This window comes from Alteromonas sp. B31-7, from assembly GCF_015767655.1.
Lineage (GTDB): Bacteria > Pseudomonadota > Gammaproteobacteria > Enterobacterales > Alteromonadaceae > Alteromonas > Alteromonas australica.
Genome location: NZ_CP065233.1, coordinates 2,236,266 through 2,261,653 on the forward strand (window position 1 = coordinate 2,236,266; position 25,388 = coordinate 2,261,653).

14 protein-coding genes are annotated in these 25,388 nt (G+C 44.5%); all 14 read left to right on the forward strand.

Features of this window, described 5'->3' with window-relative positions:
• The first annotated feature begins 4 nt into the window (after positions 1–4).
• The 14 genes from IUA53_RS09455 (at position 5) to IUA53_RS09520 (ending at position 25,111) form a co-directional block, all read left to right on the forward strand.
• Complete coding sequence (locus tag IUA53_RS09455; protein WP_044447412.1) at positions 5–1,339, forward strand: sodium-dependent transporter; 1,335 nt, start codon at positions 5–7, stop codon at positions 1,337–1,339.
• 25 nt (positions 1,340–1,364) lie between these two features.
• The gene (gene nhaC, locus IUA53_RS09460) at positions 1,365–2,840 is read left to right on the forward strand and encodes a Na+/H+ antiporter NhaC (protein ID WP_196899333.1); all 1,476 of its coding nucleotides are present in this window, start codon (positions 1,365–1,367) and stop codon (positions 2,838–2,840) included.
• Between the two features lie 33 nt (positions 2,841–2,873).
• On the forward strand, positions 2,874–5,471 hold the full coding sequence (pepN, locus tag IUA53_RS09465) for an aminopeptidase N (RefSeq protein ID WP_196899335.1): 2,598 nt from the start codon (positions 2,874–2,876) through the stop codon (positions 5,469–5,471).
• Positions 5,452–5,694: a DUF2835 family protein gene (locus IUA53_RS09470; RefSeq protein ID WP_044447413.1), complete on the forward strand. Its 243-nt coding sequence runs from the start codon at positions 5,452–5,454 to the stop codon at positions 5,692–5,694. Before pepN ends, IUA53_RS09470 begins: the two co-directional genes overlap by 20 nt.
• A 295-nt stretch (positions 5,695–5,989) precedes the next feature.
• Positions 5,990–8,065 (forward strand): DUF1302 domain-containing protein, encoded by a 2,076-nt coding sequence (locus tag IUA53_RS09475; protein WP_044447543.1) that lies wholly within the window; start codon positions 5,990–5,992, stop codon positions 8,063–8,065.
• A 12-nt stretch (positions 8,066–8,077) separates the two neighbouring features.
• The gene (locus IUA53_RS09480) at positions 8,078–9,445 is read left to right on the forward strand and encodes a DUF1329 domain-containing protein (RefSeq protein WP_044057133.1); all 1,368 of its coding nucleotides are present in this window, start codon (positions 8,078–8,080) and stop codon (positions 9,443–9,445) included.
• Positions 9,446–9,520: 75 nt separating this feature from the next.
• A complete protein-coding gene (locus IUA53_RS09485) occupies positions 9,521–10,570 on the forward strand; it encodes a WD40/YVTN/BNR-like repeat-containing protein (RefSeq protein WP_231401298.1) in 1,050 nt (349 codons plus the stop codon).
• 14 nt (positions 10,571–10,584) lie between these two features.
• On the forward strand, positions 10,585–12,903 hold the full coding sequence (locus tag IUA53_RS09490) for an efflux RND transporter permease subunit (RefSeq protein ID WP_196899337.1): 2,319 nt from the start codon (positions 10,585–10,587) through the stop codon (positions 12,901–12,903).
• Between the two features lie 172 nt (positions 12,904–13,075).
• A complete protein-coding gene (locus tag IUA53_RS09495; protein WP_196899339.1) occupies positions 13,076–17,914 on the forward strand; it encodes an NAD-glutamate dehydrogenase in 4,839 nt (1,612 codons plus the stop codon).
• A 75-nt stretch (positions 17,915–17,989) separates the two neighbouring features.
• Positions 17,990–18,997 (forward strand): quinone-dependent dihydroorotate dehydrogenase, encoded by a 1,008-nt coding sequence (pyrD, locus tag IUA53_RS09500; protein ID WP_044447544.1) that lies wholly within the window; start codon positions 17,990–17,992, stop codon positions 18,995–18,997.
• Between the two features lie 83 nt (positions 18,998–19,080).
• On the forward strand, positions 19,081–21,177 hold the full coding sequence (gene rlmKL, locus IUA53_RS09505) for a bifunctional 23S rRNA (guanine(2069)-N(7))-methyltransferase RlmK/23S rRNA (guanine(2445)-N(2))-methyltransferase RlmL (RefSeq protein ID WP_196899341.1): 2,097 nt from the start codon (positions 19,081–19,083) through the stop codon (positions 21,175–21,177).
• Positions 21,174–21,407 carry a glutaredoxin family protein gene (locus tag IUA53_RS09510; protein WP_044449533.1) on the forward strand — a complete coding sequence of 78 codons (234 nt, stop codon included), beginning with the start codon at positions 21,174–21,176 and terminating at the stop codon, positions 21,405–21,407. Before rlmKL ends, IUA53_RS09510 begins: the two co-directional genes overlap by 4 nt.
• Positions 21,404–23,344, forward strand: coding sequence for an ATP-binding cassette ATPase Uup (gene uup, locus IUA53_RS09515; RefSeq protein WP_196899343.1), 1,941 nt, complete (start codon positions 21,404–21,406; stop codon positions 23,342–23,344). Before IUA53_RS09510 ends, uup begins: the two co-directional genes overlap by 4 nt.
• Positions 23,345–23,356: 12 nt before the next feature.
• On the forward strand, positions 23,357–25,111 hold the full coding sequence (locus IUA53_RS09520) for a DUF3466 family protein (RefSeq protein WP_196899345.1): 1,755 nt from the start codon (positions 23,357–23,359) through the stop codon (positions 25,109–25,111).
• Positions 25,112–25,388: the final 277 nt, after the last annotated feature.

Genomic DNA, 25,388 nt, shown 5'->3' on the forward strand with positions numbered 1-25,388 from the left:
CGACATGGCTATCAGAGGCGAATTCTCTTCGCGCATAGGGTTTGTGTTGGCCGCGGCAGGGTCAGCAGTGGGATTAGGCAATATTTGGGGGTTCCCGACGAAGGTGGCAAGCAATGGCGGTGCCGCTTTTGTATTAGTTTACCTTTTACTCGCCTTCGTATTGGCCTATCCAGTATTAATGGCCGAACTCATCATAGGGCGAAGTTCTCGCGCTAATATGGTGGACGCGCTGGGTAAAATTTCCGGCAATTTCGTTGGCCGAGCCACAGGTTTGTGGGGGTGCGTAACTGTCTCCCTTATTCTCGCGTTTTATGCCATTGTGGGTGGTTGGATGCTAGTGTATTTCGCCGACGCCGCCGTAAGCCTGTTCGGCTTAACCAGTGCAAGCGAGTGGCTGCTTACTGATTCGGTTACGCGTAACGTGATATTCTGTTTTCTTTTCATGGCATTAACGGCGTTTATCGTGGTGGGTGGTGTAAAAGCCGGAATTGAGAAGTGGTCTGTTCGTTTAATGCCCACATTGGTTCTTCTCATCATAGCACTGATTGTTTACGTGAGTTTTCAGCCCGGCGCCATTGAAGGCTGGAGCGCTTATTTAGTGCCTGACTTTTCTCGAGTGCTCGATCCTGACTTACTTATCAATGCCATGGGGCAAGCATTTTTCTCTATGTCGTTAGGTGTTGGTACCATGCTGGTCTACGGTTCCTACTTAAGCAAAAAAGAAAACCTTCCCTCAATCGGTGCATCTGTTGCGCTAGTGGACATTGGTGTTGCCGTTATCGCAGGTATGCTCATCATTCCAGCCATGTACGTGGCACTTAATAACGGTGTAGAGATCTTTACGCCAGACGGCGCGCTTATCCAAGGCGACACACTCATTTTCAAGGTTTTGCCTGCATTATTTGATACTATTGGCGGTGTCGGCATTTTTGTTGCTTTTACTTTCTTTGCGTTAATGGCCATTGCGGCAGTTACGTCTTCAATTTCGATGCTAGAAGTGCCTGTCGCTTACATGTTAGAAAGCAAAGGGTTAGTAAGAAAGAAAGCGGTTTTGCTCATGGCGTCAATTATCTTTGGGTTGAGCTGCATTATCATTGTCAATTTCTCAACCTTATTTGGATTTGTCATCGCACTAACAACAGAATACAGTCAGCCGCTACTCGGCCTTGTATTATGCATCTTTGCGGGTTGGATTTGGAAACGCGACGCCATTTTAGCGGAACTCAAAGAGGGTGATGAAAACGCTGAACACAGTGTTTTTTGGAAAATTTGGCCTTGGTATGTTCGTTTTGTCTGCCCGGTCATCATTGCGCTCATGTTTTATCGCTCCGTAATGTAAACAGTAGGTTTTTAAAAATATAACAATGAAAAAAGAACTAAAAACACCATCATTACTTGATGCATTTATCCCCATAGTTTCCTTGGTTATCATGATGGGAAGTGCCGTTTTCCTATTTGAAGATGACTCCTCTTATGGTCCTAATCAAATCGCCTTGCTTTTGGCGATGGGCTTAGCCGCTATCATTGGTATGAAAAACGGCCATACTTGGAAAGCCATTGAAAAAGGCATCGTAGACGGTATATCCATGTCACTAGGGGCCTGTCTAATCTTGCTGGCAGTCGGCTCTTTGATTGGGACATGGATGCTAGCGGGTACGGTGCCCACGCTTATCTATTTTGGCTTAGAACTCCTTAATCCTTCGTTCTTTTACGCTGCAACCTGCTTAATTTGCGCTGTAGTAGCAATGAGTATAGGCAGTTCATGGACAACCGCTGCAACGGTTGGTGTGGCACTCATGGGGGTTTCTGCAGGCATGGAAATGTCTACCGCGATTACTGCAGGTGCCGTGGTATCGGGCGCTTATTTCGGCGATAAAATATCACCGCTATCCGAAACCACTAACTTAGCGCCAGCAGTAGCAGGCACCGATTTGTTCGAGCACATCCGTTATATGCTTTGGACCACCATACCCAGCTTTGTGATTGCTTTATTGTTGTTTGTATTCTTAGGGTTTAGCGAAGTAGGTGAAGCGAAAGCTGAACGTATTGAGCAAATGCAATTACTCTTAGGTGAATCGTTTGACCTTAGTTGGTACATGCTCGTGCCCTTAGTGGTTCTGTTAACCTTAGCGGTGAAGAAAATGCCAGCCTTTCCCGCGGTATTTATTGGTGCGTTGCTAGGTGGTGTTTGGGCGGTCGTTTTTCAATGGGATTTAGTTTCATCAATGGCAAGTGAAGGCGACAGTGCTAGCATAGGTGCGCTAAAAGTCGTTTGGATTGCCTTGTTTGACGGCGTGAGCTTTTCTACCCCAGATGAAAACCTAAATAGTTTGCTTTCTCGCGGCGGCATGTCGTCCATGCTCAATACCATCTGGCTGATTATTTGTGCTATGTCATTTGGCGCAGTACTTGAACGAGTAGGGCTATTAAAACGTGCTGTTTCGGCCATTCTGCTCGGTGCAAAATCGGCCGGTGATATGGTTAGCAGAACCATACTAACTTGCTTTGCCACTAACTTAGTTACAGCAGATCAATATATTTCTATCGTCATGCCAGGACGTATGTATAAAGAAGAATTTAAAAAGCGCGGACTAGACCAACTTAACCTATCTCGCAGCTTAGAAGACGGTGGCACATTAACCTCGCCACTTATTCCTTGGAATACCTGTGGCGCTTACATGCACAGTGTTCTACTGGTCAATCCATTTGATTATATTTTCTATGCATTCTTCAATGTTATTAATCCAATATTAGCCATCATTTATGCTTACCTTGGAATAAAGATACTTCGTTTAACACCACCGCAAGGTTCAACAGGTGCCAACGAAGCTAGTCAGTAATGTTGTTGCGTAGAATTTCTGTTAGGAGAATCTATGTCAGTACACGTAAAAAAGAGGGCGGATTATCAACCGCCCGCTTTCCTTATCTCAACGGTCAATTTAACCGTTAATCTTCATCCAACTGCCACCCGCGTCGTCAGCGTACTCACTATCAACAGGCAGGGTGACCACAACAAACCATTAGTATTAGATGGGGATAAATTAACGCTTAAATCCCTACTGTTAAACAAAAATGACTTTTCAGATTTCACACTCAGTGACGAAGGTCTCACCATTAATACCGACGAGGATACGTTCGAGTTAGAAATTCACACAGAAATAGACCCTAAAAATAACAAAGCGCTTGAAGGCTTGTATTTGTCTGGTGGCGCCTATTGTACGCAGTGTGAAGCAGAAGGGTTTCGTCGTATTACCTATTTTATGGACCGACCAGATATTTTGGCCGTTTATACGGTTACTGTGGTGGGCGACACTGATTTACCCATGCTATTGTCTAACGGTAACCCCGTGGATAAAGGCCAAACTGACGACGGCAAACATTTTGTCACTTGGCACGATCCGCACCCTAAACCCAGTTACTTATTCGCGTTAGTCGCAGGGGACTTTGATTTACTTTCCGATACGTACACCACCATGAGCGGTAAAGAGGTGGCGCTCGAATTGTATGTCGATAAAGGAAAAAAAGCCCAAGGCCATTTTGCCCTCGCTTCACTTAAGCGCGCGATGAAGTGGGATGAAGACGTATTTGGGTTGGAATATGACCTAGATATTTACATGATTGTGGCCGTGGACTTTTTCAACATGGGTGCAATGGAAAACAAAGGTTTAAATGTTTTCAACAGTAAATTTGTACTCGCTGAACAAGCGTCTGCCACCGACGATGACTTCTTCAATGTAGAATCTGTAATAGCCCACGAGTATTTCCATAACTGGACAGGTAATCGCGTGACATGCAGAGACTGGTTTCAGTTAAGCTTAAAAGAAGGCTTAACTGTGTTTAGAGACCAGCAATTCAGTGCCGATATGACCTCGCCACTAAGCAATAGAATTAAGCATGTACGGGTAATGCGTGAACATCAGTTTGCAGAAGATGCCAGTGCCATGAGTCATCCCATTCGCCCTGATGAAGTCATCGAAATGAATAATTTCTACACAGTGACGGTATATGACAAGGGCGCTGAAGTAATTCGTATGTTCCATACCTTGCTAGGTCCAGAAGGCTTTAGGCGTGGCATGGACGAATACATTAAACGTCACGATGGTCAGGCCGTCACCTGCGATGATTTTGTGGCAGCTATGCAATCTGCCACAGAGATAGATTTGAGTCATTTCGCACATTGGTATAGTCAATCAGGTACGCCAGAAATCAGCTTAAGCCACCAATTCAATGCGCAAACAGGCAAGCACAACTTCACGCTTTCACAGACGACACCTGCCACTGCCGATCAAGCAACTAAGCAACCTCTTTATATTCCTGTTGCCATAGAAATTATTGATGAAGACGGCAATCAGTATGTTGATGAACAAGGTCTCATTAACAATGGGCTTATCATTCTGGATACCCCTTCGCTCAGCTTTTCAGTAAGCGCAACCACAGAAAAATTAACCCCTGTTTTGTTAGGTAATTTTTCTGCACCGGTGAAGGTAGATAATCCCCTTGAAACAGACGGTTTACTGACAATATTTACTCACGGTAAAGACCCCTTTAACCGTTGGGATGCCATGCAAACCCTGTATAGTCGCTGTATCAGTGCATTGTATGATGACGTAACGGCACCTATAGAAGCCTCATTGTGGACAGATCTGGAATCAGCGATAAAAAGCGAGCAGGGCAATTTAGAATTGCTAGGCGAGTGTTTAGTTATTCCCACCTTTGAAACGTTGTGTCAAACGAGAAAAGACATTGATGTGGCGCGCCTCGTTGCCGCTAGAAACCAATTTTGTCTTCTCTTTGCACAGCAATTAAGTAAGGTGCTTAACCATATCTTTTTGCAGATTGATACCGGGGACTACGCCTATAACCAAAGCGCGGTAATAGCACGACGTTGTAAAAATGTGATTTTGGCTCACTTAGCGAGATTACCTGAGTTTGAGCACGTCGTGGTTTCCCAATTTGATAACGCCGATAACATGACAGATTCTCTCGGCGCACTTAAAGCGGCGCAGTATACCCGTGTTTTCGAGACCTTGATGGCGCGCTTTGAAACCCAATGGTGTCATGACGCATTAGTGTTAGATAAATGGTTTGCGTTACATGCCACCCAACCAAAAGACGATATTTTAGCGACCATCACCATGCTAAGCGAACATCCGCAATTTAGTCTGGGTAATCCTAATCGTGTACGTTCTCTGGTGGGTAGTTTCGCTTTTTACAACAGTGAAAAGTTTCACGCGCTAGATGGAAGTGGCTATAAATTTGTGACTGATTACTTATTAAAGCTTGATGGGATTAACCCGCAAGTGGCAGCGCGAATTGTGACGCCTTTAACTCAATGGCAAGGGTTCAATGCAGATCATCAGCAATTGATGAAAGCACAATTAGCGCGATTACTGAATCATAAAGGCCTTAGCAAAGATCTTTTTGAAAAGGTAAGTAAAAGCCTCGCTTACGATGAACAGCACAACCACTAATTCAACGTATTACTTTTTCTCAATCAATGTGCCTTACAGTCAATGTGAGGCACTTTATTCTCCTTCTGTGCCTAATGTAGTATTGGTCGCTGACAATGGTGTTAAAGTGCAAGTGCCAACCAGTCGACTTAGACAATTTATCACCTCACAAGGTGTAAAAGGGCGCTTTAGAATGACAGTGAACGCACAACTTAAAATTGTCGCTTTCGAACGCGTTCGGTAATTACCAAAACGCAAATAGCGTCACACACATCTTATACTTATTCTCAATTTCATTCTTCCGAGAACTGCGTAATATTAGTAAATGTTAAAAGCTGTTTATTTTTTAAACATGAAAATAAACAGCTTTTATACTCTTACTGCAGCATTAACTATTTGATACCACTAATGTTGTAAATTTTGTTAACTGGTAGGATTAGTTCTTGCGGTTCTGACAAAATGATGTAATCATTTTGTTAATCGATATGATTGATCACGTTGTCACGCAATCTCACGCGTAGACTTGGGAGTATAAAAATATGATAAACAGGCCTAGCGCTTTCAAAATGTCACCCGTTGCTGCTGGCGTACTCACGCTATTAGGTGCAGTAAGTCTTCCCGCACACGCTGCAAACTGGCAGGTCGGTGACGCCACCATTTCACTGGATTCAACGTTTACACTCGCGACGAGTATACGCACAGAAAGTCGTGACTATAGTTTAATAGGTAATAGTAACCACGCGCAGTTTGATTGGTCTGGTTATCATGCAGCTTTTAATCCGCTTTATGCTAGCAGTGACGTATGGGCACTTGCCGATGGCGGATACTCTACGAATGGCGATTTAGGTAATTTATCCCACGATCCCGGTGATGCGTTCGCGACGCAAATTTCCGGTAGCCATGAACTTGATATTAATTTTGGCGACTACGGCTTCTTTGCCCGTGGTTTCTGGTTCTATGATTTTGAGCAAATGGATGGCGATCGTCCTTACTCAAATCCCATTACTGGTGTGCAGCACGATTTATGTGAAGCCCCTGCAGCCGAAGATTTACTCTGTACTGATGTTCGCCTTTATGATGCCTTCTTTTATGGTGATTGGTGGATTGGCGATAAGCCCTTCACATTACGTGTAGGCCGCCAAGTTATCAGCTGGGGTGAAAGTACCTTCATTCAGCACGGTATTAATACCACCAACCCTGTTGATGTTACCCGTGCTCGAGCGCCTGGTGCGGAACTTAAAGAAGTCTTTTTACCGGTAGGCATGGTTTACGCCTCACTAGGTATAACAAACAACGTGAGCATTTCAGGTTATTACCAGTATGAATGGCAACGCAGTTGGCTACCTGTTTCAGGAAGTTACTTCGCCGGCAATGACTTTGCAGGCGAGGGCGGTCAAAGCCAAAATATTCAGTTAGGCTTTAGTGGTAACCCTGATATTGACCTAGATCACTTACTAGAAGTGCTCAATCAGTACGGTGCACTGCTTAATGCGGGTACTAGCGAAACCGATTTGTTAGGCGCTTACGCAGTTTACGGCACAAAAGTGGCCATTCGAGGCTATTCTGATGAAGCCCATAACGACGCTGACGACCAAGGCCAATATGGGTTACGTTTAACGTGGTTTGCTGAAAACTTAAACGAAACTGAGTTTAGTTTTTACCACATTAACTACCATAGCCAACGCCCTTTGATTTCAGGTAAAACATCTGATTTCTCTGCCGCAGGTATTTTCACTGACTTAGCGTACTTAAAAGAAAATACCATCACAAAAGACAATATCACCGACTTAGGCGTGTTTACTCAGTCAGAGTTTTACTATCCTGAAGATATTGGCCTGTATGGCATGAGCTTTAATACCAATATCGGCACAACCGCCTTTGCAGGTGAATTTGCTTATCGTGTGGATGAGCCTCTACAAATTGATGATGTTGAACTCCTTTATATGGGTATGCCTGAACAGTTAGCTAACTCAGATATTGACGCTTTACGTCGTGACGACTTAGCCGGCATTTCACAGCTTAATAATATTGGCCGTACGGTAGGACCTGGCGAAACAGCCGAAGGTTATCTATTTTCAGATACTTGGCAAATGCAATTTACAGCATCTCATGTGTTTGGCCCTAAATTTGGCACTGACAACTTCGTACTTTTAGGTGAAGTGGGTTACGTCAATATTGTTGATATGCCAGACCCGGACGTTATTCGTTTGAACGCGCCAGGCACGTCACGTACCCCCTCGCTTGAGCCTACCGCCGATGGTAATACCCGTGACGGGCTACTCGTTGGCTTGTCAAATGGCCCAGAAACCAATCCATTTGCCACTGAAGATGCGTGGGGATACCGTTTACTTGCGGTGGCCGATTGGAACGACGTAATGGCAGGCATTAACCTGCGTGCAAGAGCAACGTTTTCTCATGATGTAGATGGAACCACACCGGATCCACTATACCTTTTCACCGAAGATGTTAAGTCAGCGGCAGTATCTTTGACATTTGACTACTTAAGCAAATGGTCAGCAACCGCTTCTTACAGTGCTTTCTGGGGCGGCATAGGTACAACGAATGCGCTTTCAGATAGAGACTTCATTTCGTTTAACATCAAGTACGCAATTTAAAGAGTGGTATTTATGATTAAGAAACTAGGAATTATCGCAGCGGCAATGTCGCTAGCACTCACCGGAACGCATGCGTTAGCGAAAATCACTGAGGCTGAAGCAAACAAGCTTGGCAACGAATTAACGCCATTGGGTGCAGAAAAGTCGGGCAATGCTGATGGCAGCATTCCCGCTTGGACTGGCGGTATTACCAAAGCACCTGATGGGTATTCAGTGGGCGACCATCACCCTGACCCTTATCCAGAAGATAAAGTGCTTTTTGAAATAACCGCACAAAATTACAAAGAGTATGCTGAGTACCTTTCTGAAGGCCAAATTAAGTTATTTGAAGCCTACCCAGAAACGTTCCGTATGCCGGTTTACCCAACCCGTCGTTCAGCCTCTAACCCGCAAGAAATTTATGAGGCCACTAAGGTAAATGCTACCCGCGCAGAATTGCTAGATGGTGGTAACGGTATTAAAGGCGCGGTACTCGGTATTCCATTCCCTATTCCAAAAAATGGGTTAGAAGCGATTTGGAATCATATTCTTCGCTATCGCGGTGAAGCCGTACAACGAAACGGCGGTCAAGCAGCAGTAACCACCTCGGGTGATTACAACGTTATCGGTTTCGATGAACAGCTTATGATTAAATACGCTGAAGAAGGGGCAACACCTGAGAAACTGACTGACGAAAACGTATTGTTCATGTTTAAACAGAAAGTGACTAAGCCTGCACGTTTGGCCGGTACGGCACTATTGGTACATGAAACGGTTGACCAAGTTAAAGAGCCTCGCAAAGCATGGACTTACAACACTGGTCAGCGCCGTGTTCGTCTAGCACCAAACATTGCTTATGACACGCCGGGAACCGCAGCAGATGGCCTTCGTACTACCGATGACTTTGATATGTTTAATGGTTCACCTAACCGTTATAACTGGAAGTTAGTTGGTAAAAAAGAGATGTATGTTGCCTATAACAACTACAAGCTACACTCTGAGAACGCAAGTTATGAAGACATCTTAACGCCAAACCACGTTAATCCTGATTTAACCCGTTGGGAAAAGCACCGCGTTTGGGTGGTTGAAGCAACGCTAAAAGAAGGCTTCCGTCATATTTATCAAAAACGCGTATTCTTCATTGATGAAGATAGCTGGCAAGTACAAGTGGCTGATATGTATGATAACCGTGGCGAACTTTATCGTGTTGCTGTAGCTTATGGTGTTAACTACTATGAAGTACCAACACAGTGGTCTACCCTTGATGCGTATCACGATTTAAATTCTCGTCGTTACTTGGCTATTGGGTTAGATAACGAAGAGTCTATGTACGACTTTAGTGTACGCCCAAGAGACGTTGAATTTACGCCTCAGGCGTTACGACGAGAAGGTATGCGCTAATCACCTTTCACAACAAACGGTTGGCACTGCCAACCGTTTTTGTTTTTGGACAATTAAAATTTAGGGGAATGGTTAATGATAAAAAGAACCATTGCAGCCTGCATGACAGCAGCAATCGCAGTAAGCTATTCATCTAAGCTGCACGCGGAAGAAGCGTTTATCGCACCTTTGGTTGAACAGTCCGTACTGCTTGATGTGGACGCAGGTAATTTTGTGGTTATTGTCGGTGAAAGAGGTCACATCCTTATTTCTGAGGATGGTAAATCGTTCAAACAAGTTGAAGTGCCTAGTCAATCAACGCTTACCGCAACCACCATTGTGGGCGAAAACATTTGGGCAGTAGGGCATGATGCCGTTATTTTACATTCACCGGATAAAGGTGAAACCTGGCAAGTTCAAAACTTTCAGCCAGAATTACAACGCCCATTCCTTGATGTATTATTCTTCACCGCCGAACATGGCATTGCTATAGGCGCTTACGGCCTTTTCTATCGCACAACAGACGGTGGTAAAAACTGGGCAGCAGAGAGGCATGCCAGTTTATTAGACCCTTATGACCTTGAATACTTAGAAAGTGTTCGGGAAGAAAGCGAAGCATTTTACCAGCAAGAATTAGAATCAATACTGCCTCACTTAAATAGAGTCACAGGCTCAGCGTCAACATTGTACTTGGCTGGCGAAGCTGGATTATTGGCTAGCAGTACAGACGAAGGTAAGACCTGGCAACGCTATACCGTAGATTACACCGGCTCATTTTTTGATATCAAACCGTTAGATGAGACCACAGTGCTTGCCGTTGGGCTAAGAGGAAATGTGTTTGTTTCAAGAGATAATCAGAATTGGGACTACATCAATACCTGCTCTACTAGCACTTTGAATTCTATTTACGTTGGTAATGACAATCAGGTTTTCGCCCTTGGTAACAATGGTATTTTAGTGTCTGCAGAGCGTCCATTTGAAACCAGTTATCACGACCCATACGCAAGCCCTTCCAATTGTGAACCCGCTAAGGGCGTTGCAACTCAACAAGTTGCAGATAAGGCAGCATTGCTTAATGCTGTGTCGTTTAAGGGCCAGACCATTGCTGTAACAGCCAATGGTATTAAAACGCTAACGTTAGAGTAGGGTAGCACTAGACAATGACCCAATTTATAGAACATCTTGTTTTTGCAAATCGCAAACTATTGGTTGCTATCTTCGCACTTGCAACCCTTTTTCTCGGCTATCAAGCCTCACAAATGCGTTTAGACGCAGGTTTCGAAAAAAACATCCCACTGAATCATGAATACATGAAAACCTATATTGAACACCGCAAAGACTTTGGCGGTGCAAACAATATTTTGGTTTCGGTGTGTGATAAAGACGGTGATATCTTTAACACGAACTTTTTCGACACGTTAAAAAATGTGCACGATCAGCTGTTTTTTATAAACGGTGTGAATCGTTCCTTGGTGGTATCACTTTTTTCTCCTTCTACGCGATTTACCGAAATTGTAGAAGGGGGCTTTGCTGGCGGCCCCGTCATTCCAGCAGACTTTAATTCGCAAAGTGACGATGCCCTTGCATTGGTGGCCGCCAACATTGAAAAAGCCAACATTGTTGGACGTCAAGTGGCCAGCGATTACAGTTGCGCCATGGTCACGGCACAACTATTAGACATCGACCCGCAAACAGGCGAACCTTTAGATACCCTTGCGTTAGCCGCTGAATTGGAAGAGCAACTCCGTACCCAATACGAAAATGATCGCATTTCCATTCATATCATCGGCTTTGCGAAAATGATTGGTGATGTGGCTGATGGTGCGAAAGATGTATTACTGTTTTTCGCCATCGCTATCGCGATTACCGCTGTCATGGTGTACTTCTTCTCGCGCAGTTTAATGCTGACTTTACTGCCATTACTTTGTTCGGTAATTGCCGTCATTTGGCAATTAGGGTTGTTAACCTCGTTAGGCTTTGGCATGGACCCCATGTCGATATTAGTGCCTTTCTTAGTCTTTGCCATTGGCGTCAGTCATGGCGTTCAAATGATTAACGCTGTTGAGAAACAGGCCGTTACCGGCATTGGCGCGAAGCGAGCCTCAATGGCAGCCTTTAGAAACCTGCTTATACCAGGGGGCATAGCTTTGCTTTCTGATACCGTAGGCTTCATGACATTATTGGTTATTGATATCGGCATTATTCGAGAACTCGCCATTACCGCCAGTATGGGTGTGGCAGTGATTATCTTGACGAATTTGGTGCTGTTACCAGTGCTGATGAGTTTCTTAAAGCTTGATAAAAAGTATGTAGACAAGTTTGCCGGTAAAGAAAATGCCAATGCTCGTTTTTGGGCAGTGATTGCGGCGTGCTCTCGTAAAAAACCAGCGGCAATTATTTTAATCATCACCGGCATCTTGTTTGTATTTGGGCATTTCCAGGCACAAAACATGAAAATAGGTGATTTACATGCCGGAGCGCCTGCGCTTCATGAAACATCGCGCTATAACCAAGACACGTTCCTTATTACGGACAAATATGAAGTTACTGTTGATTACATTTCTATCTTGGTAGAAACCACGCCTGAAGCTTGTACGTCACACAGCGTGATGCGAGCCATGGATGATTTCCAATGGAAAATGGAGAATGTTGAAGGTGTGCAGTCTACGGTTTCACTCGCGTCTGTGGCGAAAATTGTCAACGCAGGGTACAACGAAGGCAATGTGAAATGGCAAGTATTACCACGTAATCAGCAAACACTGGTACAGGCTATTTCGCGGGTACCAACCTCATCGGGTTTACTGAATGGCGATTGCTCTGTCATGCCCATCATCCTCTTTATGGAAGATCACAAAGCCGAAACCATTTCTCGCGTGGTTGAAGCGGTGAAGGATTATCGCGATGAGTACCAAACCGATGACATGTCATTTAGCTTAGCTTCGGGCCCTGTTGGCGTAATGGCGGCGACGAATGAAGCGGTTAAGGCAGCCCAAGATCCCATGATGCTTTACGTATTTGGTGCGGTTATTGCGCTTTGTTTAATAAGCTTCCGTTCTATACGAGCAACTCTTGTAGTGGTGATCCCACTCTATGTGGTGTCGGTTTTAGCGCAAGCCTTAATGACATATCTTCAAATTGGTCTCACCGTCTCTACGCTACCTGTTATCGCACTTGGAGTGGGTATAGGAGTGGACTATGGTATTTATATCCTTTCTACGAAGAGTTTAATGCTGAAAAAAGGTGCCACCGTTCAGGAAGCTTACTTAGCGGCATTAAAAGAACGGGGAAGTGCGGTCCTCTTTACGGGGATTACACTCGCAATAGGCGTGAGCACGTGGGTATTCTCATCGCTTAAATTCCAAATGGACATGGGAATTTTGCTCACCTTTATGTTTGTTGTGAACATGTTAGGGGCCATTATTGTGCTTCCAGCCTTAGCGCGTTTCCTCTGGTGGAATAAAAACGACCCTGACGCATAATTATTTTTGCGTAAGCATGCAAAAAAAAGGGCCGTTAGGCCCTTTTTTGTAGGTGTTTTCTGCATAGTTATCTATGCTGTTAATATGACGTTAAAAAGGGCTTTAATTCACTGTTCGTTTTAGCGAAAATAGCTTTGTAACTCAGCACTTACGACATTTATAAGGTTTACTAATGACAGTCAACTCACAGCGACACTCAGTACTGCTTGATAACGTTTATTCACTTATCGATAAAAAAGTGGATGCGCAGCAGAAGTCTCTTGTGCAGCAATTCGGCCGCCTGTTGTATAAAAACATTTCTAATGATGATTTAGAAAACCGCAACGACAGCGATTTGTACGGTGCCACACTCAGCCTATGGAGTGGGTTGGCAAAATTTAAAAGCACGGCCCCCTACATTCGTGTGTTTAATCCTGAAATTGAAAAACATGGTTGGCATTCAAGCCACACCATTGTTGAAATTATTGTCAATGATATGCCGTTTCTTGTGGATTCGGTAAGAATGTCTCTTAACCGGCTTAATATCACGGCCCATCTATTTTTACACAGCCCTATTGCGATTAAGCGAAATGACAAAGCGCAAGTCACTGCTTTTGCCGAGCCGGGTAAAACCCTTGAAGGTACACGCAAAGAAACGGTAATTTTTATTGAGGTTGACAGGCAAACAAGTAAGTCTGATATCGAGACCTTAACCAAAGAGCTGCATTCCGTGGTAGATGAAGTGTCGCTGGCCGTGGCTGACTGGCAAGATATGACAGGTAAGCTGCAGACGGTGATTAAAGACACGGCTAAATTTAACTGGCCGGTATCTGCTGCCCACAAAAAACAGACCAAAACCTTTTTAGAGTGGTTGAGCGATCACAACTTTACCATGATGGGCTATCGCTATTATGAGGTGAAAGCCATTGAGGGAGACCACAGATGGATCCCCGCTAACGACACCAGTCTAGGGCTATTGAAAAACTCAATTAACGACCGTGAACGCTTGCTTTCCAAGTTACCTGCCTCTGCCAGAGAAGAAGCATTAAGCGACCACCCGCTTATTCTGACGAAAACCAACTCACGTTCACGTGTTCACCGTCCAGCCTACATGGACTACGTAGGCGTGAAAGTATTTAACAAAGACGGCAATGTCGTAGGCGAGCACCGCTTCTTAGGCTTGTACTCTGCGTCTTTCTACAACATGAGTGTAACGCAACTGCCTATTTTGAAAGAAAAGGTGCAAGAAATTTGTGCACTATCAGGCTTTGAGCCAGGCACACATGCGTTTAAAGCGTTTGAAAACATTGTTGAAACTTACCCGAGAGACGAACTGCTGCAAACACCGGCGGACGAACTGGCTCAAATTGTTATGGGTATCTTTCAGATGCAAGAACGGGGTATATCTCGGCTATTTATTCGCAAAGATGTCTTCGGTCGTTTCTTTTCGTGCATGGTATTTGTACCTAGAGAACGCTACAACACGCAGTTGCGTAAAGAAACACAAGCATTATTGAAAGCCTCGCTGGGTGCAAAAGAAGAAGTTGAATTTACCACCTTCTTCTCAGAGTCCGTGTACGCACGCACCCATTACATCGCCAGAGTGAAAGATAACAATGCGGAATATGACGTGAAGGAAATCGAAAAAAACATCATTGAATTAACCAAAACCTGGAATGACAGGTTAGCGTCATCGATTTCTGCAAATTACGGTGAAGCGTCTGGTAAGGCTTTAGAGCGCAAGTATAACAATGCGTTTTCCCGTAGTTACATGGAGCACAACCTACCCGGAGCTGCACTTGTAGATATTGGTAAACTTGAGCAACTGAGTGACGAACGTACTTTAGATATGCTGTTTTATCGTCCTCAAGAAGAGCAAAACGACAGCCAAATAGTTAAACTAAAACTGTTTCATCGTGCAGAGCCCATTCATTTATCTGACGTACTTCCTATGTTGGAAAACTTCGGATTGCGGGTTATTGATGAAAGCCCTTATAAAATCACATGCTCGAAAGGGGAAAAGAATTGGGTAATGGATTTCACCATGTTGCACAAAAGTGGCCAACACTTTGACATGGAAAATGCCCAAATACTCTTTCAAGATGCCTTTGCGAAGGTGTGGTACAACACCCTCGAAGATGATGCGTTCAACCGCTTAATACTAGGTGCAAACCTTACAGGCCGTAAAGTCACGATATTGCGTGCTTACGCAAAATACATGCGCCAAACCGGCAGTTCGTTTAGCCGCGACTACATTGCAAATACATTAGCGAATTACCCTGACATTGCCCGTTTGTTAGTTAGCTTCTTCGATGTGCGTTTTAACCCCGCGAAAAAACGCAATGCTAAAAAAGAAGAAAGCTTACTTGATAACATCAAGGCGCAATTAGACAACGTGGGCAACTTAGACGACGACAGAATTATCCGTCGCTACTTAGATATGATGTCGGCCACGCTAAGAACCAACTTTTATCAAAATGATGCGCAAGGCAACGAAAAATCCTATGTTTCATTTAAGATGGCGCCAGAACGTATCCCTGATATGCCATTGCCGCTGCCTAAATTTGAGGTGTTTGTCTATAGCCCACGTGTAGAAGGTGTGCACTTAAGAGGTGGGAAAGTCGCCCGCGGCGGTTTACGCTGGTCTGACCGCCAAGAAGATTTTAGAACAGAAATTCTTGGCTTGGTAAAAGCACAGCAAGTTAAGAACACGGTCATTGTCCCCGTAGGTGCAAAAGGGGGCTTTGTATGTAAAAAGCTTCCTGTGGGTGAAGGGCGTGAAGCCATTCAAGCGGAAGGCCAAGCCTGCTATAAGATTTTCATTACCAGCCTTTTAGACATTACAGATAATATTGTTAACGGCCAAATTGTCCCCCCCGTTGATGTCGTGCGCCTTGATGAAGACGACCCTTATTTAGTGGTAGCTGCCGACAAAGGCACGGCCACATTCTCTGATATTGCCAATGGCATCGCTGAAGATTTCGGTTTCTGGTTAGGGGATGCCTTTGCCTCAGGTGGCAGTATTGGTTACGACCATAAGAAAATGGGCATTACCGCACGTGGTGGTTGGGAGTCGGTTAAACGCCACTTCAGAGAAATTGGTATTGATTGTCAGACTACAGACTTTACCTGTGTGGGTGTCGGCGATATGGCCGGCGACGTGTTTGGTAACGGTATGCTGTTGTCGAAGCATACGCGGCTTATTTCAGCGTTTAACCATTTACACATCTTTTTTGACCCGAATCCCGATGCGGCCGCTAGCTACGAAGAACGTATGCGTTTGTTTGAAAACCCACGGTTAACCTGGGAAGACTACGACACCAAGCTTATATCTAAAGGCGGTGGTGTATTCAGCCGTGCTGCAAAATCCATTAAACTAACCCCTGAAATGAAAAAGTGGTTAGGCACACGTCAAATGACAATGACGCCGAATGAGCTAATTCATAACATTCTTAAAATGCCCGTTGATTTGCTTTGGAATGGCGGCATCGGTACCTACATTAAGAGTAAAAAAGAATCCCATTCTGATGTGGGCGACCGTGCCAACGACGATTTACGGGTTAATGGACAAGATGTTCAAGCGAAAATTGTCGGTGAGGGTGGAAATTTAGGTCTCACTCAACTTGGTCGAATTGAATATGCTGCACATGGCGGCCGTGTTAACACAGACTTTATTGACAATGTGGGCGGTGTTGATTGTTCAGATAACGAAGTTAACATCAAAATTCTGCTAAATGGTTTGGTGAACGATGGTGAATTGACCCTCAAGCAACGCAACAAGTTACTGTATGACATGACTGACGATGTTTCTCGTATCGTACTGAAAGACTGTTATCGTCAAACGCAATCCATCTCTATCACGGAATTGGCAGGCGTCAAACAGCTGAAAGAACAATTGCGGTTTATCCATGGCTTAGAGCGTGAAGGTCAGCTTAACCGAGAACTGGAGTTTATCCCAAGTGATGATGAAATTTCAGATAGGGTGGCGTCAGACCGCGGCCTTACACGCCCTGAACTTAGCGTACTTATTGCTTACGGCAAGATGGTGTTAAAAGATGAGCTGAATATTCCTGACATTACGGATAACCCATATCATGGACGCTTACTCATTAGCGCTTTCCCAGAAGTCCTCAGACAGAAGTTTCAATCTCACATGCAGCAACATCCGCTGCGAAGCGAAATTATTGCCACAAAATTAACCAATAATATGGTTAACGACATGGGGCTTAACTTTGTCTTCAGATTACAAGAAGAGACGGGCGCTAGTGTGCAGGAAATTGCTGACGCTTACGCGATAGTGCACGGTATTTTCAATATGGACGATTTGTGGTCACAGATTGAAAACCTAGACAATGTGATTGATGCCAAATTGCAGTTACATATGCTAGACGAAGCTAGGCGTATTATGCGCCGCGCCGCGCGTTGGTACATTAGACACGGCAATAAGTCACTGAGTATTGAAGATGCCATTGCAAGCTACAAAGATACCTTCGAAATCTTGTCTAAGAACCTACAAGATTATTTAGTCGAAGGGGAGTACACACAATTAGAAGATAAAACCAGTCGCTACGCGAGCCAAGGTGTACCACAAGACATCGCTTACAAGGTGGCAAGTTTCTCTAATATGTTCTCAAGTTTCGATTTAGCTCAAGTGGTTAGCTCGAACAAACACAGCACAGACGTTATCGCGCGCTTATACTTCCAGTTAGGCTCTCGTTTAGAACTTCACTGGTTCTTAGATCAAATCAACAACCAAGCGGTCAGTAACCATTGGCAAGCCCTGGCCAGGGCATCTTACCGTGAAGAGCTTGACTGGCAACAGCGCTCAATTACAGCAAATTTGTTGCACTCTAACCCAGATATTGACGATGCCGATCAAATTCTCGATGAATGGATTGAGAGTAATCAGGTGTTGTTAAAGCGTTGGTATCACATGATGTCTGAGTTTAAAACCAGTACAACTCACGAATTTGCGAAGTTTTCTGTCGCATTACGTGAATTGATGCTTTTAAGCGTGAAGTCTAACCATTAGAATACACGCATTCAGAGATGTCCAAGCCCTGTTTATCAGGGCTTTTTTATACCAATTAAGTGATCGAAAACACCCATGCAATCATTAGTGCAAAAACTACTGCTTCAATGCGAACCTGAAAAAAGTCACGATTTCACCATAAACTGGCTAAACAAAACGCAACATACGCCATTAAAATGGATGTATAGCACCACAACTGTCAAGAAACCGGTGACGGTAGCAGGGATCACATTTGATAACCCAGTAGGCTTGGCGGCTGGGCTAGATAAAAACGGGGATTGTATCGATGCGTTTGCCCAAATGGGGTTTGGATTTGTAGAAATTGGCACAGTGACGCCTCGCCCTCAGGCAGGAAACCCGAAGCCTCGGTTATTCCGCATCCCTGAAAAACAAGCCATAATTAACCGCATGGGGTTCAATAATAAAGGGGTAGATCACCTCGTAGAACAGGTAAAAACGGCGCAATTTAAAGGCCCAATTGGCATCAATATAGGGAAGAATAAAGATACTGAAGACGAGAAAGCGTTAGACGATTATCTCATTTGCTTGAACAAGGTGTATCCTTATGCGAGCTACGTCACTATCAATATTTCATCTCCCAATACACCTGGGTTAAGAAATTTGCAATATGGTGCAGCGCTAGATGCATTACTTGCAGGGCTGAAAGCCGCACAAGAAACCTTAACGCAAACCCACGGTAAATACGTTCCCTTATTTATTAAAATAGCGCCAGATCTTAGCGACGCTGAAATTACTAGCATTGCAGCCTCATTGATAAACAGTAAAATGGACGGCGTGATAGCCACCAACACGACCTTGTCTCGTGAGCAAGTGAAAGGGTTACTGCATGGCGACGAAACCGGTGGCCTAAGTGGGTCCGTACTGACTGACATGAGTTTAAATGTTACCAAGAAACTTTCTGCCGCATTAGACAGAGCTATCCCTATCATCGGAGTAGGTGGCATAGATTCACCAGAAACGGCAAAAGCCCGACTGGATGCTGGGGCATCATTAGTACAAGTGTACTCATCGTTTATTTATCAAGGCCCAAGCCTCGTTAACCGAATTGTAAAAGCGTTATAATAGCGGCAAAACACTGTCGGTAAAAAAACACCAAAATTGACAAAATCGCGCACACCATGGTGTGCGCTCTATCAGGTAATTGAATGAATACTATTCTGGTAACAACCAGTCGCGGATTAGATGAACTTCTTAAACAAGAAATTCTGACCTTGTGTCCTGATGCGCAAATTAAACAAGCGCCAGGCATGATGCAGTTTGAAGGCAGCAAAGAAGACGCTTATCGGCTTTGTCTGTGGTCTCGGCTAGCCAACCGAGTCATTTGGGTACTCGCTACCGGTAAAGCCAATGATGCCGATGCCCTTTATGACACGGCCATGTCGGTGGACTGGCAGTTACACATGGCATCATCCCATACCTTATCTGTACAATTTATTGGTACCAACTTTGCCATAAAAAATACCCAGTTTGGCGCAGTTAAAATAAAAGACGCCATTGTGGATCAATTTGTAGAGCAAGGGTTGGCGCGACCTTCTGTCGAACGTAAATTACCAGATTTCCCTGTTTATGCGCGGCTGCAAAGGGATAACGTTATTATTGGTCTAGACATGGCAGGAGCCAGTCTCCACCAACGCGCCTACCGCCAACAAACCGGTGATGCGCCCCTAAAAGAACATATTGCCTGCGCGATGCTTATGCGTAGTGGCTGGACGGAAAATACCGAAGCCCCACTTACGGATATCATGTGCGGATCAGGCACTATAGCCATCGAAGCCGCCTATATTGCCCGCAATATTGCACCAGGTATGAAACGACAATTTTGGGGTTTTAACAAATGGCTAGGACACGAAGCCGCCATTTGGGATGCCTTAGTTGAAAGTGCCCTTGCTTCACAAAAGCCCGCCGCAACCGGCATTTACGCAGCGGACTCCAGCCGTAAAATGGTAAGTATTGCAAAAGCTAACGCTGACTTTGCCGGCGTGTTTAGCGATATTTCCTTTAGTGTACAAGATGCAACAAAATCTTCTCCGCCCACGGCCGTTCCGGGGTTTGTAGTGTCAAACCCGCCGTACGGTGAACGATTAGGTGAATTAACCTCACTTATTCCACTTTTTAATGACTGGGGCAAACGCTTCAAAGAAGCATGGAAAGGCTGGCATGTTACCTTGCTGAGTAGTAACCGCGATCTATTACGCGTCCTTAAACTTCGCGCCTCGAAAGACTATGCCATGAATAATGGAAAGCTTGAGTGTCGACTTGTTAATTATGCATTGAACGAAGAAAACGTGGTGCAGTTTAATGAGGATGCGGGTGATCATGAGTTTGCCAATAGACTCAAGAAAAACCTGAAACGATTGAAAAGCTGGATTAAAAAGACCGATACCAATTGTTACCGAATTTACGATGCAGATTTACCTGACTATAACGTGGCCATTGATCGATACGATGATTGGCTTGTGGTGCAAGAGTATGCGCCACCTAAAACCGTGTCAGAAGACAAAGCCCGTAAACGTTTGCAAGAAGTGTTGTTGTATTTGCCAACCGTTACTGGTGTTTCGCCAAAACAGATTGCATTAAAAGTACGCAGCCAACAAAAAGGTACAAAGCAGTACGAGAAATTCAATCAAACTGGCGAAATGATGACGGTGCACGAAAACGGCGCTCAGTTTCTTGTCAACCTAACCGATTATCTCGATACGGGTTTATTCTTAGATCATAGAAATACCCGCCAAAAAGTGATGCAGCTCGCGAAGGGAAAAGATGTTTTGAACCTCTTTTCCTACACAGGCAGTGTGTCGGTATTTGCCGCTAAGGGCGGGGCGAAATCGGTGACCACTGTAGATATGTCTAAAACCTATTTAGACTGGGCAAAAAAGAATGTCGCATTAAACAAACTGCAAGGCCCTCACGCGTTTATTCAAGCGGATTGCACCACCTGGTTAAGCGACCATAAAGGAAAGTACGACTTAATCTTTATTGATCCACCGTCGTTTTCTAATTCAAAGCGAATGCAAAGCACATGGGATGTACAACGAGATCACATTATGATGCTTACCCATGCGCACAAATGCCTAAATGAAAAAGGCACGATTATCTTTTCTAATAATAAACGTGGTTTTAAACTGGATAGCGCAGCCCTTGAAACTCTAGGTTTCGAAATAGAAAATATTACCAAGGAAACCATTCCAGAGGACTTTGCCCGCAAAGGAAACATCCACCAATGTTGGGTTTTAACGTTATGAAAATAGTGTTTTACACCGGCCCGCAGTGCAGTTTGTGTGATTTAGCGGAATTAGAGTTAAGCAAAACCGCTATGTATTCCGCGTTAGACATTGAAAAAGTCAATATTCGCAACGATGCCAACTTATATCATTTGTACGGCGCACGCATTCCCGTGCTGAAACGTGCAGACAATAACCGTGAGATAGGTTGGCCATTTGACAGTAGTACCTTGGAGACATTTTTACAGTGAGTATTTTGCAGTTAAAAAACATCACTGTTATTTACGGTAATCCCCCTTTGCTTGATGGTGTAGAACTGCTGGTTCAACCAAAAGAACGGGTATGTTTAGTGGGCCGAAACGGCAGCGGCAAATCCACCCTAATGAAAGTGATAGCGGGTGATATTATTGCTGACGACGGCCAGCGTATCATCGAAAATAACACTATTATTGCGCGGCTTGAACAAGATCCGCCTCAAACAACCGATGTAACCTTGTTTGACTATGTGGCTGAAGGGCTCGCAGATATTGGGGAAACATTAAAAGCTTATTTCCATCAAACTCGGTTAGTCGCCGAAGATCCGAGTGAAGTGAACCTGAATAAACTTCAGGCGCTACAAGAGATATTAGAAGCGCGCGATGCGTGGCAGTTTGAACAGCAAATTGAACAAACCCTGACCATGCTAAAACTCGAGCCAGAGATATCATTATCCACCTTGTCTGGCGGATGGCGCAGAAAAGCGGCTTTAGCCCGCGCGTTAGTTCGCCAACCCGATTTGTTGTTACTGGACGAACCAACTAACCACCTTGATATAGAAATGATTCGCTGGCTTGAATCGAGTTTGTCTAACTACAATGGCGCCATTGTTTTTGTTAGCCATGACCGCGCGTTTATTCGCAGTATGGCTACCCGTATCGTAGATTTAGACAGAGGGACAATCACCAGTTATCCCGGCAACTACGAAACTTATTTAGAGAAGAAGCAACACGACCTGGAAGTCGAAGCGGCACAAAATGCGGAGTTCGATAAAAAGCTAGCCCAAGAAGAGGTGTGGATTCGTCAAGGTATAAAAGCCCGACGCACCCGCAATGAAGGGCGTGTTCGTGCACTTAAAAAGTTACGCGAGGAACGTCATGCCCGACGCGTTGTACAAGGGAATGCCGTGGTGGGCCAACATCAGGGCGCACGCTCAGGTAAAATGGTATTTGAAGTCAAAGATCTTGCGTACAGTATTGGCGGAAAAACCATTGTCAAACGGCTTTCGCTCAACGTAATGAGAGGCGACAAACTCGCGCTTATCGGCCCTAATGGTTGCGGTAAAAGTACCCTGATTAAACTTCTTCTTGGTGAGTTACAGCCTAATAACGGAATAGCGAAACAAGGCACTAACCTTGAAGTGGCTTACTTTGACCAGCATAGACACGGGCTGGATTTAGAAAAAACCGTCATTGATGCGGTAGGTGATGGCAAGCGTGATCTTATGGTGAATGGTCATCCACGTCACGTCATCAGCTATCTCCAAGACTATCTGTTCACGCCTGAACGCGTAAACGCACCGGTTAAATCACTGTCTGGTGGTGAAAAAAACCGCCTTATGCTTGCCAAACTCATGCTTAAACCTAGCAATGTTCTTGTTCTCGATGAACCCACCAACGACCTTGATGTAGAAACGTTGGAAATGCTGGAAACCTTATTGAATGAGTATCAAGGTACTGTGTTATTGGTAAGCCACGATAGAGAATTCGTGGACAACGTGGCTAACAGCTGTGTGGTATTTGAAGGAGAAGGGGAGTTAAGAGAGTTCATTGGTGGCTTTACGGATGTTGAGAATTGGTACAAAGAAAGAGACGCTCAACGTCAGGCTGTGACGAAAGAAGAAAAAGCTAAAGTAAAGAATGAAACTAAATCAACAAGTGATAGTCCTAGCCATAAGTCTTCTCCCCGTAAGACGAAAAAGTTATCATACAAAGACCAACGTGAACTAGAAACACTGCCCGCTGACATAGAACAGTTGGAAAGTGACGTTGAAGCGTTACAATTGCAAGTGAATGACCCTGAATTTTTTAGACAGGACAATGACACCACTGCAGAAACATTATCGCGCTTAGCAGATAAAGAAAACGCCCTAGCCCTTAAGTATTCGCGCTGGGATGAATTAGAAAGTATGCTGGAAGATAATCAGCAGTAAATAGGATTTTAGATGAAACGAACTCAGCTTGCCGCCGCCGTTCTGTTGGCAACAGGAAGTGTTTCGGCCTTAGCCGCAACCTATTCAGTGACGCCTCTTCCTTTAGAGGACAAAAGTAGAAATTACTTTGCCACCTCAATTGATAACGCTGGCAAGATGCTAGCCACGGTAGAATCGGAGTACAACCCACCGGTAGATGTGGAACAATTAGAAGACGATACCACCTTCTTCGACCTCTACGGCGGCTCGTTAGAAAATGAAGACGATGCACGTCAAGGTGTATTCACTGACGCTGACTATACGTTTATTGTAAGCTACCTCATTAGCAACCAAAGCGCCTCTGTAGGGCAAAAGCTAACGAGCTATCGTACCTATATGACTGACACCAACGACTTTGATTTGGTGCCAGGGCTGGACGAAGTCACCGACAAGTTTGACGATTACACGCAGTCGGTTGAAGCCATTGGTCAAGATAGCTTAAACGGTAACTTCATCGTTGGCGACTCAACAGGTCTGGTTATTTTAGATGAATACGAAGATGAAGATGGCAATACCATCAACTACACGTATCCTGAATCAACACAGCAAGCCTTCGTACAATCCTCTAATAACACCAGTATTTTAACGCCCGTTGATGACACGCTAGGTGGTTTTGCTTCTGCCCGTGCCATTAACAGTAACCTGCAAGTGGCTGGGTTTAGTACGGTGAGCTTTCTAGATACGGTGGATGATGCCATCGAAATCTGTGAAGACGATGAATTGCGTGGCGATATCCCTGAAGGGCGCTGTTACTACAACATCTACGCTGGCGACTTTAACGTGCCACGTATTTCAAGTTACTTCGTTACCAATTCAACTAGCTTTATGTCGAGCTTTATCCTTGCCTCAGAAGTGAATGCTACGATTTGGCAAATTGACGTTAATGGCGACATCATTAGTACGGATACCTTCCCGTTATTGTTCGACCCTGATGAAGACAGCACAACCCATTATTTTACCTATGCTTATGATATTAATAACCAAGGCATTGCTGTGGGCGAGGGCTTAACCGGCGACACGGTTACCATTACTCGCCCTAACTCTTCGGGGTTAACGGAGAGCGAACGCGTTGCCACCGTATTTCGTGATGGTGAAACGGTGGAATTACTACCACGGGAAGAAAACTTGCTTAGCCAAGCGATTGCCATTAACGACAATAATTGGGTAACAGGTGCGGTTTTACGTGCGTACAGCGATATTGCTCGTGCGCGTTTATTTGCTTACAACCTAGACACCACAGAACAAGTTTACCCCGATGGCTTTTTCACGACGTCTGCGGTTATTGCCAATGCGATAAACAACAACAATATCATTGTAGGTAAAGCCGATATTGAAGCAACGTCAGATACATTGCGCGAAACACATGCGTTCATGTACGACATTGAGACCGAAGAATTTACTGACCTTAACGATCTCATTTCTTGTGATAGCGACTATGAGCTAGTAGAAGCGTTGGATATCAATGATGACGACGAAATTATTGCTAACGCGAGGATCAAGAAAGCAAGCACCTATATTACAGGGGTTGAAATTATCAATTCTGAAGGTGAGACTGTAGAAGTGGATTCAATTGTCGCAGTAAAACTAACCCCCTCGACAGGCACCATTGAAGACTGTGATGTGGAAGAAGAGGATGAGCCTTATGAACGCTCAGGGGCAAGTTCCTCTCAGTTAGGGTTATTGCTGCTTGCTGGTATGGCCTTCATCCGCCGACGCTGGTTCAAGTAAAAGGGTTAAGAAACCTGTTTTGAAGCCGCTCTTTCTAGAGCGGCTTTTTTATTACTTATGCATTTAAAAAATGAAATATTTATGCATAAAAAGTGTAACAATAAAATCCTCAAATCTTCATCATCTTATGGTTTGTCAAGCCATTTAACTTGTAATTTATCTTGAACCATTTGGTCAGTTGCACTATCACAGTAGTGTGCACTAAAAAATTTTCCGGCACTATCGACAAAATAGATGTAGAGCGCCTAGGAAAAGTTTTGTTGCACATCCAACAAAG

What these genes read in the sequence shown, in the direction of transcription:
- IUA53_RS09455 (WP_044447412.1), top strand. Translation starts at nt 5, where the DNA reads ATGGCTATCAGAGGCGAATTCTCTTCGCGCATAGGGTTTGTGTTGGCC.
- nhaC (WP_196899333.1), top strand. Translation starts at nt 1,365, where the DNA reads ATGAAAAAAGAACTAAAAACACCATCATTACTTGATGCATTTATCCCC.
- pepN (WP_196899335.1), top strand. Translation starts at nt 2,874, where the DNA reads ATGTCAGTACACGTAAAAAAGAGGGCGGATTATCAACCGCCCGCTTTC.
- IUA53_RS09470 (WP_044447413.1), top strand. Translation starts at nt 5,452, where the DNA reads ATGAACAGCACAACCACTAATTCAACGTATTACTTTTTCTCAATCAAT.
- IUA53_RS09475 (WP_044447543.1), top strand. Translation starts at nt 5,990, where the DNA reads ATGATAAACAGGCCTAGCGCTTTCAAAATGTCACCCGTTGCTGCTGGC.
- IUA53_RS09480 (WP_044057133.1), top strand. Translation starts at nt 8,078, where the DNA reads ATGATTAAGAAACTAGGAATTATCGCAGCGGCAATGTCGCTAGCACTC.
- IUA53_RS09485 (WP_231401298.1), top strand. Translation starts at nt 9,521, where the DNA reads ATGATAAAAAGAACCATTGCAGCCTGCATGACAGCAGCAATCGCAGTA.
- IUA53_RS09490 (WP_196899337.1), top strand. Translation starts at nt 10,585, where the DNA reads ATGACCCAATTTATAGAACATCTTGTTTTTGCAAATCGCAAACTATTG.
- IUA53_RS09495 (WP_196899339.1), top strand. Translation starts at nt 13,076, where the DNA reads ATGACAGTCAACTCACAGCGACACTCAGTACTGCTTGATAACGTTTAT.
- pyrD (WP_044447544.1), top strand. Translation starts at nt 17,990, where the DNA reads ATGCAATCATTAGTGCAAAAACTACTGCTTCAATGCGAACCTGAAAAA.
- rlmKL (WP_196899341.1), top strand. Translation starts at nt 19,081, where the DNA reads ATGAATACTATTCTGGTAACAACCAGTCGCGGATTAGATGAACTTCTT.
- IUA53_RS09510 (WP_044449533.1), top strand. Translation starts at nt 21,174, where the DNA reads ATGAAAATAGTGTTTTACACCGGCCCGCAGTGCAGTTTGTGTGATTTA.
- IUA53_RS09520 (WP_196899345.1), top strand. Translation starts at nt 23,357, where the DNA reads ATGAAACGAACTCAGCTTGCCGCCGCCGTTCTGTTGGCAACAGGAAGT.